Origin of the sequence: Brevundimonas sp. (assembly GCF_035561115.1) — a bacterium.
In the GTDB taxonomy this organism is placed as follows: domain Bacteria; phylum Pseudomonadota; class Alphaproteobacteria; order Caulobacterales; family Caulobacteraceae; genus Brevundimonas.
Genome location: NZ_DATMYH010000110.1, coordinates 1 through 14,640 on the forward strand (window position 1 = coordinate 1; position 14,640 = coordinate 14,640).

Genomic DNA, 14,640 nt, shown 5'->3' on the forward strand with positions numbered 1-14,640 from the left:
CCCGGAACCGCGTCCAGCAGCCAGGCGAATTTCGAGGCCGAGAAATAGGGATCGAGGATCAGCCCTGTCGCCGCCTGCACCATCGGCTCATGTCCGGCGGCGGCCAGTTCGCCCGTCGCCGCGGCGGTGCGCCTGTCCTGCCAGACGATAGCGCGATGCAGGGGCTCGCCCGTCGCCGCATCCCAAAGCACCGAAGTCTCGCGCTGGTTGGTGATGCCCACGGCGGCGAACCGGCCGACGCCTCCGGCCTTGCGGATGACCTCGCGGCAGGTCTGCAGGGTCGCCGTCCATATTTCGGCGGCGTCGTGCTCGACCCAGCCGGATCGGGGGAAATGCTGTTCCAGCTCGATCTGGCTGACGGCGACGGGCCGCAACCCGCCCTCGGGCGCCGTTTCGAAGGCGATGGCCCGGGTGGAGGTCGTGCCTTGGTCAATGGCGAGGATGAGTGACTTCATCATCGAAGGTTAGCCCGCCATCGCTCGTACCAAAACCCGCTCATCCCCGCGAAGGGAGTCTTACGCAAGCGCCAGCTATGCGGTTAAGTGGGCGAATGCACACCGCGTCCTTCGAAGGCGTCCGCGACGCCGCCCGACAGCTGCTCGGCCACGCCGTCCGCACCCCCCTGATCGAAAGCCCGGCGCTGAACGAGCGCGTCGGGGGCCGCGTGCTGATGAAGGCCGAGACCCTGCAGCGCGCCGGGGCCTTCAAATTCCGCGGGGCCTGGAACCGCATCAGCCGGCTGACGCCCGAGGAGCTGAAGCGCGGCGTCGTCGCCTATTCCTCCGGCAACCACGCCCAGGCCGTGGCCTGCGCCGCGCGGATGATGGGGACCAGCGCCGTCATCGTCATGCCCGCCGACAGTCCGAAGGTGAAGGTCGACGGGGTCATCGGCTTCGGCGGCGAGGTGCGGATGTACGACCGCTATACCGAAAGCCGCGAGGACATCGGCGAGGAGATCGCCCGCACCCGCGGCTCCATCCTGGTCCGCCCGTTCGACGATCCCTTCGTCATCGAGGGCCAGGGCACCATCGGGCTGGAGATCATGGAACAGGCCGACGCGCCCTTGGACCAGCTGGTCTGCGGCGCCTCGGGCGGCGGCATGATCGCCGGGATCAACCTGTCGATGGCCGCCCTGTCGCCCGACACGCCGGTGATCGCGGTCGAGCCGCGCGACTACAACGACATGCAGCTGTCGATCGCCGCCGGCGAACGGCTGACCCACGCCCCGGCCAAGGGCACCATCTGCGACGCCCTGATGACCGACCGGCCGGGCGAGCTGACCTTCCCCATCAACCGCCGCGTCGACCGGGTCGAGACCGTCTCCGACGCCGAGGTGGCCGAGGCCGTCCGCTATGCCTTCCACACGCTGAAACTGGTGGTCGAACCCGGCGGCGCCGTGTCGCTGGCGGCGGTCCTGGCCGGCAAGGTCGAGGCGAAGGACCGGACCACCGCCGTCATCCTGTCGGGCGGCAATGTCGACCCGGCCCTGTTCGCGGCCATCATCGAAGATCGTTTCACGCCCGCCGCCTGACCTTACGGAGCCCGACGCCCATGAGCCGCACCGAACGCAAGGGTACGCCGACCCCCGTCGCCGACCTGCCCGGCCTGATCGGCCAGGAGATCGGCGTCAGCCGCTGGATCACGGTCGATCAGGCCCGCATCGACGCCTTCGCCGAGATCACCGAGGACCGGCAGTTCATCCACATCGACCCCGAGGCGGCGAAGGCCACCCCGTTCGGCGGAACCATCGCCCACGGCTTCCTGACGCTCAGCCTGCTCTCCGCCATGACCTATGACTCCGTCCCGCCGCTGGAAGGGGTGGTGATGGGGGTCAACTACGGCTTCGACAAACTGCGCTTCCTCGCCCCCGTGCGGGCCGGTTCGAACGTCCGCGGGCGGTTCAAACTGCTGTCCGCCGAGGACAAGGGCGGCGGCCGATGGCTGCTCAAGCACGAGGTCACGGTCGAGATCGAAGGCGCGGAGAAGCCGGCGCTGATCGCGGAATGGCTGGGGATGCAGGTGGTGGGCTAGGCGGTCGCCACGGCCAGCCGCGCGTCCAGCCCCGCCCGCACCGCAGGCCATTCCTCCGTGAGAATGGAAAAGATCACCGAGCTGCGCACCCGCCCGGTCCAGGTGATCTTGTCGTTGCGCAGCGTGCCCTCCTCGACCGCGCCCAGCTTGCGCATGGCGGCGCGGCTGCGGGCGTTGATCGCATCGACCTGGAAGGAAACCCGGCCCGCGCCGCAGGCGAAGGCGTGTTCCAGCATCAGCCGCTTCGTCGCCGGATTGACCACGCCGCCCCGGGCTTCGGGCCGGTAGTAGGTCGTACCGATCTCGACCGCGGCGTTCTTCGCATCCGGCGCGATGAAGGTGCTCAGTCCCACGCATGCGCCGTCATGAATGATCGCGAACGGAATGCGCCAGCCCTTCGCCTGCTGTGCCCGCATGGCGTCCCAGCCGCCGTCGAATTCCTCACCCCCCAGCGAGTTGTAATAGAGGGCGGACCACAGATCGGGATCGGCGTCGCAGGCGAGGCGCAGCGGCTCCCTGTGACGATCCTCGAACGGCTCCAGCCGGACGAACCGGTTCTCCAGCACCGCAGGGACCAGCTTCATTCGCCGAGACACCTCAGCGCCACTTCCAGGTTCCGCAGGCCGTCCTCGCCCGTCACCGCCGGCGGCTCGCCCGTGCGGATGGCGTGCGCGAAGGCTTCCAGCTCCTTCTTCAGCGGCTCGGCCGGCCAGCTGTTGACGGCGCGGGTCTGGTAGGAGCCGTCGGCCTGCTGGCCGAAATACTCCGTGACCTGACGGGTGATCAGATCGGCGACCACGAAGCGGTTCATGGTGGCGACCTGAAGGGTGCGCACCTTGTAGGGCGTGACCCAGTTGGTCGTGATGTGGGCGATGGTCCCGTTGGCCAGCCGAAACTGGAGCAGGGCCGTGTCCTCGCGCTCGGCGCGGGTGCGGGCCAGCTGGGGCTGGACCTCGATGATCTCGGAGTCCGTCAGGTGACGGATGATGTCGATGTCGTGCACCGCCAGATCGATGACCACCCCGACCTCGCCCATGCGCGGCGGGAAGGGGCCGACGCGGGTGATCTGGATGGAGATGACGTCGTCGCCCTCGATGGCGCGCTTGACCGCCTCGACCGCCGGGTTGAAGCGCTCGACCTGGCCGACCATCAGCACCCGGTTGTTCGCCTTCGCGGCGTCGATCATCCTCCGGGCGTCGGCGACGGTGGCGGCGATCGGCTTTTCCACCAGGACGTGGACGCCTTTCTCCAGCAGGGCGACGCCCAGGTCTGCGTGATGGCGGTTGGGCGTGGCGACCACGGCGGCGTCGAGCCCGGCGGCGACGAAGTCCGCGGCCGTGGTGAAGGCCGTCGCGTCATACAGGCCCGCGACGCCGTCGGCGGTCGCGGCGTCGGGATCGAAGACGGCGGTCAGGTCGAAGTCGCGGATGTCCGACAGCACACGGGCGTGGTTGCGCCCCATGACGCCGACGCCGGCGACGCCGACCTTCAGGGGAGGGAGATGCTGGGTCATGCGACCAACCTTACCGGAAGCCGGCGACCGCCGCGATGATCCTGTCCTGCGTCGCCTCGTCGAGGTCGGCGTGCATGGGCAGGCTGATGACGCGGTCCTTGAGCCGCTCGGTCACCGGCAGACCCTGCGGCCCGCGCGGATACATGTCATAGGCCGGCTGCAGGTGCAGCGGGATCGGATAATAGACCGCCGTCGGCACGCCCTGTTCCTTCAGATGCACGGCCAGACCCTCCCGGTCCCCGTACTCGATGGTGTATTGCGCCCAGTTGGAGACATTGCCCGCCGGCACGTCCGGCACGGCGGCCACATGCGGACGCAGGCCCTCGTTGTAGCGGGCCGCGATGCGGTTGCGCCATTCGATCTCCTGACCGAACACCTTGAGCTTCTCGATCAGGACGGCGGCCTGGATGGTGTCCAGACGGCTGTTCAGGCCGATGCGCATGTTCAGATATTTGGGGTCGTGGTCGAAAGTCTTGCCTTCCAGATCGCGCGCAACCGCCTTGCCGTGCACGCGGATGGAGTCGATCAGCTGGGCCAGGTCGTCGTCATTGGTCAGCACCGCCCCCCCGTCGCCGTAGCAGCCCAGCGGCTTGGCCGGGAAGAAGCTGGTGGTGGTGATGTCTGCCCATTTCAGCGGATGTTCTCCGTCGATGGTGCAGCCGAAGCCCTGGGCCGAGTCGCTGATCAGCTTCAGGCCGTGCCTGTCGCAGATCGCCTTGATGGCCGGATAGTCGGCGGGCTGGCCGAACAGGTCGACGGCGATGACCACCCGCGGCTTCAGCCGGCCTTCCTTGATCGTCGCCTCGATGGCGGCCTCGAGGTGGCCGGGATCCATGTTGTAGGTCCTGGCGTCCACGTCGATGAAGACCGGCTCGGCGTCGAACCACGGCACGATCTCGGCCGTTGCCGCGAACGTGAACGAAGGCACGAAGACGGCGTCGCCGCGACCGACGCCCCAGGCCATCAGGGGCAGGGCCAAGGCGTCGGTGCCGTTGGCGCAACCTAGGGCATGCTTCGCCTGGCCGAAGGTGGCCAGATCGGCCTCGAACTGCCGCACCTGCGGTCCCATGACCCAGGCCCCGCCGACGACGGCGGCCTGCACGGCGGCCTCGATCTTGCCGTCCAGGCGAAGGCGCTGGGCCTGCAGGTCGATGAAGGGAATGGTCATGTCGGAACGGTCTCCGGTCGCGCGCGGCGCAAGCGGCGTCAGCCCCGAAGGGAGACGCGGTGTGGGCGCCTCCTACCAAATCGGACGCCGTCACGCCAAACCCCCGCCCGGGTTCCGCCCGTCACTTCGCGTGACGGGTTGCAACGAGGGTGTACGGCGGCGTATGCGCAACGGCCATGACCAACGGCGTTCCCGCCGTGTTTCTCGACCGCGACGGCGTGCTGATCGAGGACACTGGCTATCCCCACCTGGAAGCGCATCTGCGCCTGACGCCCGGCGCGGCCGAGGCCGTACGGCGGCTGAACCAGCTGGGCTATCTGTGCGTCATCGTCACCAACCAGTCCGGCGTGGCGCGCGGCCTGTTCACCGAAGACCAGATGAAGGCGTTCAACGCCCTGATCGTACGGCGGCTGGCGGCGAGGGGCGCGATCATCGGCGCCGTCTACGCCTGCCCCTTCCATTCCGACGGCCGGATCGAGGCCTACATCCACCCCGACCACCCCGACCGCAAACCCAATCCCGGCATGATCCTGCGCGCCATCGCTGATCATCGCATCGATCCGGCGAAGAGCTTCATGATCGGCGACCAGCCCTCCGACATGGAGGCGGCCCGTCGCGCCGGGGTGCCCGGCTTCCTGTTCGAGGGCGGCGATCTGGACGCCTTCGTCCGCGACCTGCTCGGGCATTAGGGCGCACCCTCGCCTGTGGGATTTCGCCGCCTGATGAAATAGGCTGGGTTTCGACCGCCCGGAGCCTTGCATGACCCAGACCTTCGCCGACCGCCGCTGGACCAGCGCCGACGGCCTCAGCCTCTACGCCCGCGACTATGCGGCGGCGTCGGGTCCAGCCCGGCTGCCGGTCGTCGCCATCCACGGCCTGACGCGCAATTCGGCCGATTTCGGCGCCATCGCCCCCCTGATCGCCCAGAGCGGCCGCCGGGTTCTGGCCGTCGATATCCGTGGCAGGGGGCGGTCCGACCGCGCGCCGGATCCCATGACCTACCAGCCGGCGACCTACGCCCGGGACGTGCTGGCCCTGCTGAACCAGTCGGGGATCGAGCGCGCCGTCTTCCTGGGCACCTCCATGGGTGGCCTGATCACCATGGCCGTGACCGCCATCCGTTCGAAAGTCGTCGCCGGAGCCATCCTCAACGACATCGGGCCCGAGGTGGCGAAGGAGGGGCTGATGCGAATAGCCGCCTACTCCGGCCAGCCCGTCGACACCCCCGGATGGCCCGAGGCCGCCGCCTATGTGAAGCTGCACAACGCCGTCGCCTTCCCCCACTATACGGACGCCGACTGGGACGCCTTCGCCCGCCGCGTCTTCAGGATCGGGACCGAGGGCGCGCCGGTGCTGGACTATGATCCCGACATCGCCGTGCCCATCCGCGCCGCAGGAGCCAAGGCGCTGGTCCCCAACCTGTGGCCCATGTTCACCCGCCTGACGAAGGGCCGGCCCGTCCTGCTGGTGCGCGGCGAGACGTCGGACCTTCTGAGCCCGAAGATCGCGGCGAAGATGCGAAAACGCGCTCCGAACATGGACTATATCGAAGCTCCGGGGATCGGCCACGCCCCCATGCTGGACGAGCCCGAGGTCAAGGCGGCGATCTTCCCGTTCCTGTCGGAACTGCCCTGACGGCTCAGTTCAGGCCCACCGTCGCCTGCAGGCTGTTGAAGATGACGTTGGTGTCGTAGCCGACGCCGTTCTTGAACACGATCGGCATGTCGTCCAGCGCCGCCGGGTCGACGTTCGGGTCACCGCGCACCAGGATCAGGTCGGCGCGCTTGCCGGCCTCGATCGAGCCGATCTCGGCCTCGCGTCCGAGAAAGCGCGCGCCTTCCAGGGTGGCGATGCGCAGAGCCTCGGGGAAGCTGAACCCCGCCTCGACCATCAGCTGCAGCTGACGCCTGGACGACCAGCCCGGGATGACCCCGCCGAAGCCGGTAGGATCGGTGCCCGCGACCAGCCGCCCCCCCATCCCGGCGTAGCGCCGCTCCATCCGCATCATCCGCGGGAACAGCTCGGTCTGGATCTGCATGGCCGGCGCGCTCTGCACGGCGGTCCAGCTGGCCTCGTATTGCTGACGGATCTGCGGGATGAGCAGGCGCAGGGCGGCCTCGGGCGCCTTGGGCCGGCCCGGCGTCTGGGTCTCGAACACCGTCAGCGTCGAGGTCAGGACCACATCGTGGTCGATCAGATATCGCATCAGCGCCCCGACCTCCGGCCCGTCGGGATCGAGGGCCGCCAACGAGGCGACCACATCCGCGCGCGAGGGACAGACGTCGGGCGCCTTGGTCGCCACGAAGTCCGAAGCGGTGAAAAAGCCGTGCTCCAGATTGTCGATGCCCGCGTCGGCGGCCTCGCGGTAGGTGACTGAGCACAGGTGGCCGGTGACCTTCTGGTCCCGGGCGTGGGCCAGTTCGGCGATACGGGCCAGCTCGGCCCGGGTGATGTGCATATAGGCCTTGTAGGAGGTCGCTCCCTCCTCGGCCCAGTAGGTCACCATCCGCTCGGCGTCGGCGACGTCGCCCAGGGCGTTGACCTTCAGGATCGGCAGGCCCGGCCCGTTCAGATAGGGGGCGGTCACGTCGATGTCGGGCCCCGGAATCCGTCCCGCGGCGATCTCGTCGCGCAGGTTCAGATCGGCATAGGGCGCCATCGTCCCGGCCGTGCGCAGGGTGGTGACCCCGCCGGCCAGATAGAGGCGCGGGAAGCTGAAGACCATCTCGGTGTAGTTGGCCCGGCCCGTCGGGTAGAACATGTGTTCGTGCATCAGCACCAGGCCGGGCAGCAGGGTCATGCCCGCCCCCTCGACCACCGTCGCGCCCTCGACCTCGCCCATCTCGTCGGCCGCCGCCACCCGGGCGATGCGGCCGTGTTCGATCAACAGGCTGACATGCTCGCGCGGCGGCGCGCCGGTGCCGTCCACCAGTCGGACGTCATGGATCAGGATGCGGTCCTGATCCCAGGCCACATACGGCGGTCGCGCCGGGGCCGGAGCGGGTGTCTGGGCCGCGGCGGGCAGGGCCGGCGACAGCAGGGCGAGGGCGGCGAGGAGGCGCAGGGCGATACGGGTCATGACCGCAGCCTGTACCGTTTTCGCCGTCCGTCCAACCCTGCCCCACTCGAGGTCAGGGAACGTTGGCGTCCAGCTCATCCAGCCACACCCGCGCCGTGGCGTCGGACGGCGCGCGCCAGTCGCCGCGCGGGGACAGCGAGCCGCCGGTGACCACCTTGGGTCCGTTGGGCAGGGCCGAGCGCTTGAACTGGCTGGTCTGGAAGAAACGGATCAGGAATTTCCGCAGCCATGCCTTGATGACCGGCAGGTCGTAGGCGACGCGCTCTTCCTCGGGCATGGCGCTCGGCCAGTGGCCGGTCGCCGCGTCCTTCCACGCCTGATGCGCCAGAAACGCCACCTTCGATGGCTTCAGCCCGAAGCGGGTCACGTAGAACAGGAAGAAGTCGTTCAGCGCATAGGGGCCGACCGTCCCCTCGGTGGACTGGATTTTCCCGTCGGCGCCGGCGGGGACCAGTTCGGGCGAAATCTCCGTGTCCAGAATCGCGTTCAGCACCGCCGCCGCCTCGCCCGCATGCTCCTTCGCCGCCACCCAGCGGATCAGGTGCCGGATCAGCGTCTTCGCTACCCCGCCGTTGACGTTGTAGTGGCTCATATGGTCGCCGACGCCATAGGTGGCCCAGCCCAGCGCCAGTTCCGAGAGATCGCCGGTGCCCAGCACGAAGGCCCTGTGCTGGTTGGCCAGCCGGAACAGATAGTCCGTCCTCAGACCGGCCTGGACGTTCTCGAAGGTGATGTCGTGCACCGGCTGGCCCATGGCGAAGGCATGGCCGATGTCGTTCAGCATCTGGGTCGCGGCCGGACGGATGTCGATCTCGGACCCCGTGATCCCCAGGACCTTCATCAGCGTCCAGGCGTTCGACTTCGTCCCTTCCGAGGTCGCGAACCCCGGCAGGGTGAAGCCGAGGATGTTCGAGCGCGGCAGCTTCAGCCGGTCGAAGGCCCGGCACGCGACCAGCAGGGCCTGGGTCGAATCCAGCCCGCCCGACACCCCGATGACGATGCGCTCGCCATTGGTCGCCTTCATTCGGCGCATCAGCCCCTGGACCTGGATGTTGAAGGCCTCGTAGCAGTCCTGGTCCAGCCGCGCCGGGTCATCGGGCACGAAGGGGAAACGGTCGAGAGGGCGGATCAGATCGCCCGGCGCGTCCGTCTCATAAGCCTCGAACGGCACGACGGTCGCGGGCTCCCCCTCGATCCGGGCGCAGTCGGCGAAGGTGCCGTTGCGCAGCCGGTCCAGACCGATCCGTTCGACGTCGATGTCGGCGATGGTCAGATGGCTCTCCAGGGAAAACCGCTCGCCTTCGGCCAGTTTCGCGCCCAGCTCGTGGATCGTCGCCTGACCGTCCCATGCCAGATCCGTGGTGCTTTCGCCCCAGCCCGAGGCGGTGAAGACATAGGCCGACAGGGTCCGCGTCGACTGGCTGGCGCATAACAGGGCGCGCTCTCCGGCCTTGCCGATGACGATATTCGAAGCCGACAGGTTCAGCAGGATGCGCGCCCCGGCCAGGGCCGCGCGCGTCGACGGCGGCTGAGGAGCCCAGAAGTCCTCGCAGATCTCGGCGGCGAAGACGAAGCCCGGACGATTGGCCGCCTCGAAAATGAGGCCCGGGGCGAAATCGACCGTCTCGCCGTTCAGGACCACCGAATCCTCGGACCGGCTGGCTGCTGGCGCGAACCAGCGCTTCTCATAGTATTCGCGATAGTTCGGCAGATAGGTCTTGGGCACGACGCCCAGCACCGCGCCTGAACCCAGCACCACCGCGCAGTTGAACAGGGCGTCGCCGCTGCGGACCGGCGCGCCGACAACGGCCACGACGCCAGCTTCGTCCGCCGCTTCAGCCAGTTCGGCGATGCGCCGCTCGACCTCGGCCAGCAGGGCGTCCTGCATCAGCAGATCGTCGATGGCGTAGCCGCTCAGAGACAGCTCGGGAAAGACGATCAGGTCCACGCCCTTTTCGCCGGCCTGACGGATCAGGGCGGCGTGCTCTTCCGCGTTCGCGGCCGGATCGGCGATGTGCACGACCGGCGTTGCGGCGGCCACGCGGACGAAGCCGTGGGTGCGGGACGAATGGAACGGGTGGGGCTGGGCCAAGCGACGGTTCCTGCGGTTCAATGCTCATTTAGAGGCAAAGGCCGGCTCGCGCCACGATTGCCCGTGACCTGTCTCAACGCGCCAGCTAAAGCCAAGGCATGAACGATACGCCGAAAAAGGGCTGGCTCTCGCGGCTGAGCGAGGGGCTTTCCCGCTCCTCGAAACAGATGACCGAGCAGGTCGTCGCCGCCTTCGTCAAGGAACCGCTCAGCGAAGCCGCGCTCGACCAGCTGGAAGAACACCTGCTGGAAAGCGATCTGGGCCCCGCCGCGACTGACCGCATCGTCGCCCGTTTCCGCGAGTTGCGTTTCGGCGCCGGATCGAACGAACGCGAGGTCAAGGAAGCCCTGGCCGAGGCCGTCGCCGCCGAACTGGTCAATCATGAGGCCCGCTACGAGCCCCTCAACGGCCCCCGCCCCTTCGTCACCCTGTTCGTCGGCGTCAACGGATCGGGCAAGACCACGACCCTGGGCAAGATCGCCGCCGAACTGACCGGACAGGGCGCCAAGGTCATGATCGTGGCCTGCGACACCTTCCGCGCAGCCGCCCGCGAACAGCTGAAAATCTGGTCCGAGCGCGCCGGCGCGACCTTCGAAAGCCGCCGCGACGGCGCCGACCCCGCCGGCCTGGCCTTTGACGCCTACACCCGGGCGAAGGCGGAAGGGTACGACGTCGTGCTGATCGACACCGCCGGCCGGTTGCAGAACAAGTCCGCCCTGATGGACGAACTGCTCAAGATCGTGCGCGTGCTGAAGAAGATCGATCCGGAGGCCCCGCATGAAACCCTGCTCGTGCTGGACGCCACCGTCGGGCGCAACGCCCTGGCCCAGGAGCAGATCTTCGGACGCACCGCCTATGTCTCGGGCCTGGTCATGACCAAGCTGGACGGCACGGCGCGCGGCGGCGTCCTTGTCCCCGTCGCCCAGGCCTCGGACGCCCCGATCAAGCTGATCGGCGTCGGCGAAGGCATAGACGACCTGCAACCCTTCGACGCGCGGGCCTTTTCAAGATCGCTGGTGGGGCTCGAGGACTGACATGACCGATACGCCGACCCCCGAAACGCCCCCCGGGACGCCCACGAAGAACCGGCAATGGATCCGCCAGGCCGTCGACTTCGGCGCCCTGGTCGCCTTCGCCGCCGCCTATGTCCTGCTGCGCGCCCGCGGCCTCGACGGGCGCGAAGCCATCGTTCAGGCGACCTGGGTGCTGGTGGTGGCCTCGGCCATCGCCCTGGCCGTCGGCTATGCGGTCGAGCGCCGCCTGGCGCCTCTGCCCCTGCTGGCCGGCGGTTTCGCCCTGATCTTCGGCGGCCTGACCCTGTTCTTCCACGACCCGGCCCTGCTGAAGATCAAGCTCAGCATACAGAACGGCCTGCTGGCCGCCGTGCTCCTGGGGTCGCTGCCGCTGGGCAAATATCCGTTCAAATATCTGCTCGGCGACTCCATCAAGGTGACCGATCACGCCTGGCGCGGGCTGACCCTGCGTTACGGTCTGTATTTCGCGACCGTCGCCGTCGCCAACGAGATCGTCTGGCGCACGCAGACGGACGACACATGGGTGGCCTTCCGCGGCTTCATCTGGATCGCCGCCAGCGTGTTCGGCCTGCTGCAGATTCCCTACATCCTCAAACACCTGATCAAGGACGAAGAGCCGGGCCCGGTGTCTCCCGATCCGGGTCTTTAGCCGCGGCCTTGCGGCGTTCACGTATCGTCCGTCGTCAAACCGTAAAATGCGCCTGCTAGCAGTGACGCTGCGTTCAAGGGGATACGGTCCATGGTCAAGTCCGGGAACAAGGCGAAACGCGGCGGCCTGGCCGCGTCGCCCAGCCACCTGATGCATCGCGTCTTGCAGCTGGCGCTGGACATCTATTCCGAAGAGACGGGCGCGGACGGTCTGACCCAGCGTCAGTTCGCCGTGCTGGAGGCGGTCAGCCAGAAGTCCGGCCTGACCCAGACCGATCTGGTCCGGGCCACCGGCATCGACCGCTCGACCCTGGCCGATCTGGTTTCGCGCATGACCACAAAGGGTCTGCTGGACCGCGAAAAGTCGGTCGTTGACGCGCGCGCCAAGGCCGTGCGCCTGTCAGCGGCAGGTCAGGCGGCCCTCGATGCGGCCCGCCCGAAGGTCGAGGCGGCCGACAAGCGAATCCTGGCCCTGCTGCCCAAGGGCAAGCGCGACGGCTTCCTCGACCTGCTGGCCGAACTGGCCGGCGAGGCCGACGCCGCCCCCGCCAAGGCCAAGGCCGAGGCCCGCGCCGCCAAGAAGGCCGCGCGCGAGGCGAAGAAGGCCGAAAAGCTGGCGAAGAAGGCGGAGAAGCCCGCCAAGGCTGCGAAGGTCGAAAAACCGGCCAAGGCGCCCAAGCCCAAGAAGGCCAAGGCCCTCGAACCGGCCTAGGCTTCTACCAGACCCATTGTCATCCCGGACGCCGCGAGGCGGCGATCCGGGATGACAAGCTCAATCCATCAGTTGCTGGCTCAGATAGACATAGTGCCGGGCCCAGCGGCGGGCGTTGGCGACCGGGTCGGCGTCGTTGGAATGGCCGCCTGACGTCTCCTCGTAATACAGATGGTCGTGGCCCTGCTCGCCCAGCCGCGCGGCGAATTTGCGCGCATGGCCCGGATGGACCCGGTCGTCCCGCGTGTTGGTGGTGATGTAGACGCGCGGATACTCCGTTTCCGGACGAAGCTGCTGATAGGCCGAATACCGCGCGATATACGCCGCCTCCTCCGGGATGCGTGGATCGCCGTATTCGCCGATCCACGACGCCCCGGCCGGCAGTTCGTGATAGCGCAGCATGTCGATCAGCGGGCTTTCGATCACCGCCGCATTGATCAGCTCCGGATGCTGGGTGACGGCCACCGAGGTCAGCACCCCCCCGTTCGACCGGCCATAGATGCCTGTCCGGCGCGGCGAGGTGATGCCGCGTTGATGCAGATCCCGCGCGACCGCCGCATAGTCGTCGAAGGCGAGCTGCCGGTGCTCCTTCAGCACGCTCTGGTGCCAGGCCGGTCCGAACTCGCCGCCGCCGCGGATGTTGGCGTTGACGTAGACGCCGCCGTTCTCGAGCCACAGCTTGCCCATCTCGGGGATGTAGATCGGCGGCTTGGACACCTGGAAGCCGCCGTAGCCGTAGATGATCGTCGGCGCATGGCCGTCCATGACCAGGTCCTTCGGCCTGACCACGAAATAGGGAATCTTCGTCCCGTCCGACGACGTCGCCTCGAACTGCTCGACCACATGGGTCGAGGCGTCGAACCGGGCCGGGGCCTGACGCAGTTCGGTGATCGTCGCGGCGGTCGTATCGGCAAGGCTCAACGTCTGTGGCGTCAGGAAGCCCTGGGTCGAGATGAACACCTCGCCCCGCGACTTGGAGGAATCGCCCAGGCCGACGTCGCTGTTGGTGGCGACGGGGATGTCAGTTGCCTGCCAGGCCCTATTGCGGCCCACCAGCTGTCGCTGGAAACGCGCAAGTCGGCCGACGACGTTGTCTGAAATGGCGACGAGCACGCCGTCGCTCATCACCCGGACGCCTTGAAGCGACTCGCGCGGACCCGGCGAGAATATCTCCGGACGGGAGCAATGCGGGCAAACCACCACCTCGCCGTCGTCCTCGCCGCTTCTCCTTTCAAGAAAACCCAGGGGCAGTGCGATCAGCGATCCGGGCTTGATATCCATGCCCCCCCAGCGCCAGCCCTCGTCATTTGAAAAGACCAGCTCTTCGCCCTGAGCGCCGTAGATCGACACCCGTTCCGGCAGGTGCAGTTTGATCGGTGCGCCATCGAGGAGCCGCCAGGTCTCCGAGCGGAAGGTGTCCAGCGGCCGGCTGATCAGCACGGCCAGGACCGCGCCATCCTTGTCCCGATACACACTCGGGCTCACCCCATACCCGCCGTCGCCGATGTCGCCGCGATAGACCTCGGTCGCCTGCGCCAGCGTCTGGCCGCGCTTCAGCGACTTGACGATGAAGGGATAGCCCGACTCCGTCAGCGTGTTCGGCCCGAAGTCCGTCGCCACCAGAAGCGTGTCGCGGTCCAGCCATTCCAGCCGGTGCTTGCCCTCGGGCAGGATGAAGCCGTCCTCGACCCACAGGCCGGTAGCGGTGTCGAACTCGCGCACCACCACCGCGTCCTTGCCGCCGTCCGACAGCGAAACCAGACAGCGCGTCTCGTCCGGCGCCAGGCAGTCCGCGCCCTTCCAGACCCAGTCCTTGCCCTCGGCCCGCGACAGGGCGTCGATGTCCAGCATCGTCTCCCAGACCGGCGCCCCCGAGCGATAGCTGTCCAGCGTCGTCCGCCGCCAGAGGCCCTTCGGATTGGCCGCGTCCTGCCAGAAATTGCCGATCCCCTCGCCCAGGAAGCTTGGGCTGGGGATGCGGTCCGTGGCCGACAGGATGTCGAACGCCTGCCGGCGGAAGGTCTCATAGCGCCGGTCCCCCTCCAGCGACGCCAGCGCCCTGGTGTTGGACCCGGCCACGAAGGCCATGGCCTCGGCGCCATTCACTTCTTCCAGCGCCAGGTGATCGTCGGCGGCGCGCACCCCGGCGGGGGTCAGGTCGGCCGGCAGGTGCGGCGGCGGGGTCTGCAGCGGGCGAGGGACGTCGGCCGCGTCCAGGGTACGAACCGGGATCGGCGCCGGGCCGCCCGCGCAGGCTGCGAGCAGAAGCGCCGGGATGGCGGCGGACAGGATCAGTCTGTTCATCTCATTCCTCAAGCCGCGGCGCCGGACCGGCGGGCGGCGATCTGGCAGGGTTTTGCGAA

The 14,640-nt window shown here is 68.2% G+C and carries 14 protein-coding genes; 7 read left to right on the forward strand and 7 right to left on the reverse strand.

The window, feature by feature from the left end; all coding sequences use genetic code 11:
- Window positions 1-458, reverse strand: a 458-nt coding sequence (locus tag VN378_RS15070) for an FGGY family carbohydrate kinase (RefSeq protein ID WP_325744378.1), incomplete at its 3' end; no start/stop codon positions are given.
- Between the two features lie 92 nt (window positions 459-550).
- On the opposite strand from VN378_RS15070, the gene VN378_RS15075 reads away from it, so the two are divergent.
- Both VN378_RS15075 and VN378_RS15080 read left to right on the forward strand, forming a co-directional pair.
- Window positions 551-1,531, forward strand: coding sequence for a threonine/serine dehydratase (locus VN378_RS15075; protein ID WP_325744379.1), 981 nt, complete (start codon window positions 551-553; stop codon window positions 1,529-1,531).
- Window positions 1,532-1,551: 20 nt separating this feature from the next.
- On the forward strand, window positions 1,552-2,031 hold the full coding sequence (locus tag VN378_RS15080; RefSeq protein WP_325744380.1) for a MaoC family dehydratase: 480 nt from the start codon (window positions 1,552-1,554) through the stop codon (window positions 2,029-2,031).
- Here VN378_RS15080 and VN378_RS15085 read toward each other — a convergent pair.
- Genes VN378_RS15085 through VN378_RS15095 form a run of 3 tightly spaced genes read right to left on the reverse strand, consistent with a single transcriptional unit; the run spans window position 2,028 to window position 4,712 of the window.
- Window positions 2,028-2,615, reverse strand: a complete 588-nt coding sequence (locus VN378_RS15085) for a GNAT family protein (protein WP_325744381.1) — start codon at window positions 2,613-2,615, stop codon at window positions 2,028-2,030. The genes VN378_RS15080 and VN378_RS15085 overlap by 4 nt on opposite strands.
- Window positions 2,612-3,544, reverse strand: a complete 933-nt coding sequence (locus VN378_RS15090; RefSeq protein WP_325744382.1) for a Gfo/Idh/MocA family oxidoreductase — start codon at window positions 3,542-3,544, stop codon at window positions 2,612-2,614. The genes VN378_RS15085 and VN378_RS15090 overlap by 4 nt, the downstream gene beginning before the upstream one ends.
- Before the next feature lie 10 nt (window positions 3,545-3,554).
- Window positions 3,555-4,712: a DegT/DnrJ/EryC1/StrS aminotransferase family protein gene (locus tag VN378_RS15095; RefSeq protein WP_325744383.1), complete on the reverse strand. Its 1,158-nt coding sequence runs from the start codon at window positions 4,710-4,712 to the stop codon at window positions 3,555-3,557.
- A 176-nt stretch (window positions 4,713-4,888) separates the two neighbouring features.
- On the opposite strand from VN378_RS15095, the gene VN378_RS15100 reads away from it, so the two are divergent.
- Together VN378_RS15100 and VN378_RS15105 are read left to right on the forward strand one after the other, a co-directional pair.
- On the forward strand, window positions 4,889-5,401 hold the full coding sequence (locus VN378_RS15100) for an HAD family hydrolase (protein WP_325744384.1): 513 nt from the start codon (window positions 4,889-4,891) through the stop codon (window positions 5,399-5,401).
- 70 nt (window positions 5,402-5,471) lie between these two features.
- Complete coding sequence (locus tag VN378_RS15105; RefSeq protein WP_325744385.1) at window positions 5,472-6,347, forward strand: alpha/beta hydrolase; 876 nt, start codon at window positions 5,472-5,474, stop codon at window positions 6,345-6,347.
- A 4-nt stretch (window positions 6,348-6,351) separates the two neighbouring features.
- Here VN378_RS15105 and VN378_RS15110 read toward each other — a convergent pair whose 3' ends face one another.
- Together VN378_RS15110 and VN378_RS15115 are read right to left on the reverse strand one after the other, a co-directional pair.
- Window positions 6,352-7,791 (reverse strand): amidohydrolase family protein, encoded by a 1,440-nt coding sequence (locus VN378_RS15110; protein WP_325744386.1) that lies wholly within the window; start codon window positions 7,789-7,791, stop codon window positions 6,352-6,354.
- A gap of 52 nt (window positions 7,792-7,843) precedes the next feature.
- Window positions 7,844-9,883 carry an NAD(+) synthase gene (locus VN378_RS15115; protein WP_325744387.1) on the reverse strand — a complete coding sequence of 680 codons (2,040 nt, stop codon included), beginning with the start codon at window positions 9,881-9,883 and terminating at the stop codon, window positions 7,844-7,846.
- Window positions 9,884-9,981: 98 nt separating this feature from the next.
- Between VN378_RS15115 and ftsY the strand changes: the two genes are divergently transcribed.
- From ftsY to VN378_RS15130, 3 genes are all read left to right on the forward strand, one after another.
- Window positions 9,982-10,917 carry a signal recognition particle-docking protein FtsY gene (gene ftsY, locus VN378_RS15120; RefSeq protein WP_325744388.1) on the forward strand — a complete coding sequence of 312 codons (936 nt, stop codon included), beginning with the start codon at window positions 9,982-9,984 and terminating at the stop codon, window positions 10,915-10,917.
- Window position 10,918: 1 nt separating this feature from the next.
- Complete coding sequence (locus VN378_RS15125) at window positions 10,919-11,566, forward strand: inner membrane-spanning protein YciB (protein WP_325744389.1); 648 nt, start codon at window positions 10,919-10,921, stop codon at window positions 11,564-11,566.
- Between the two features lie 90 nt (window positions 11,567-11,656).
- Window positions 11,657-12,277 (forward strand): MarR family transcriptional regulator, encoded by a 621-nt coding sequence (locus VN378_RS15130; RefSeq protein WP_325744390.1) that lies wholly within the window; start codon window positions 11,657-11,659, stop codon window positions 12,275-12,277.
- A 60-nt stretch (window positions 12,278-12,337) separates the two neighbouring features.
- On the opposite strand, the gene VN378_RS15135 is transcribed toward VN378_RS15130, so the two are convergent.
- Complete coding sequence (locus tag VN378_RS15135; protein WP_325744391.1) at window positions 12,338-14,581, reverse strand: prolyl oligopeptidase family serine peptidase; 2,244 nt, start codon at window positions 14,579-14,581, stop codon at window positions 12,338-12,340.
- Between the last annotated feature and the right edge of the window lie 59 nt (window positions 14,582-14,640).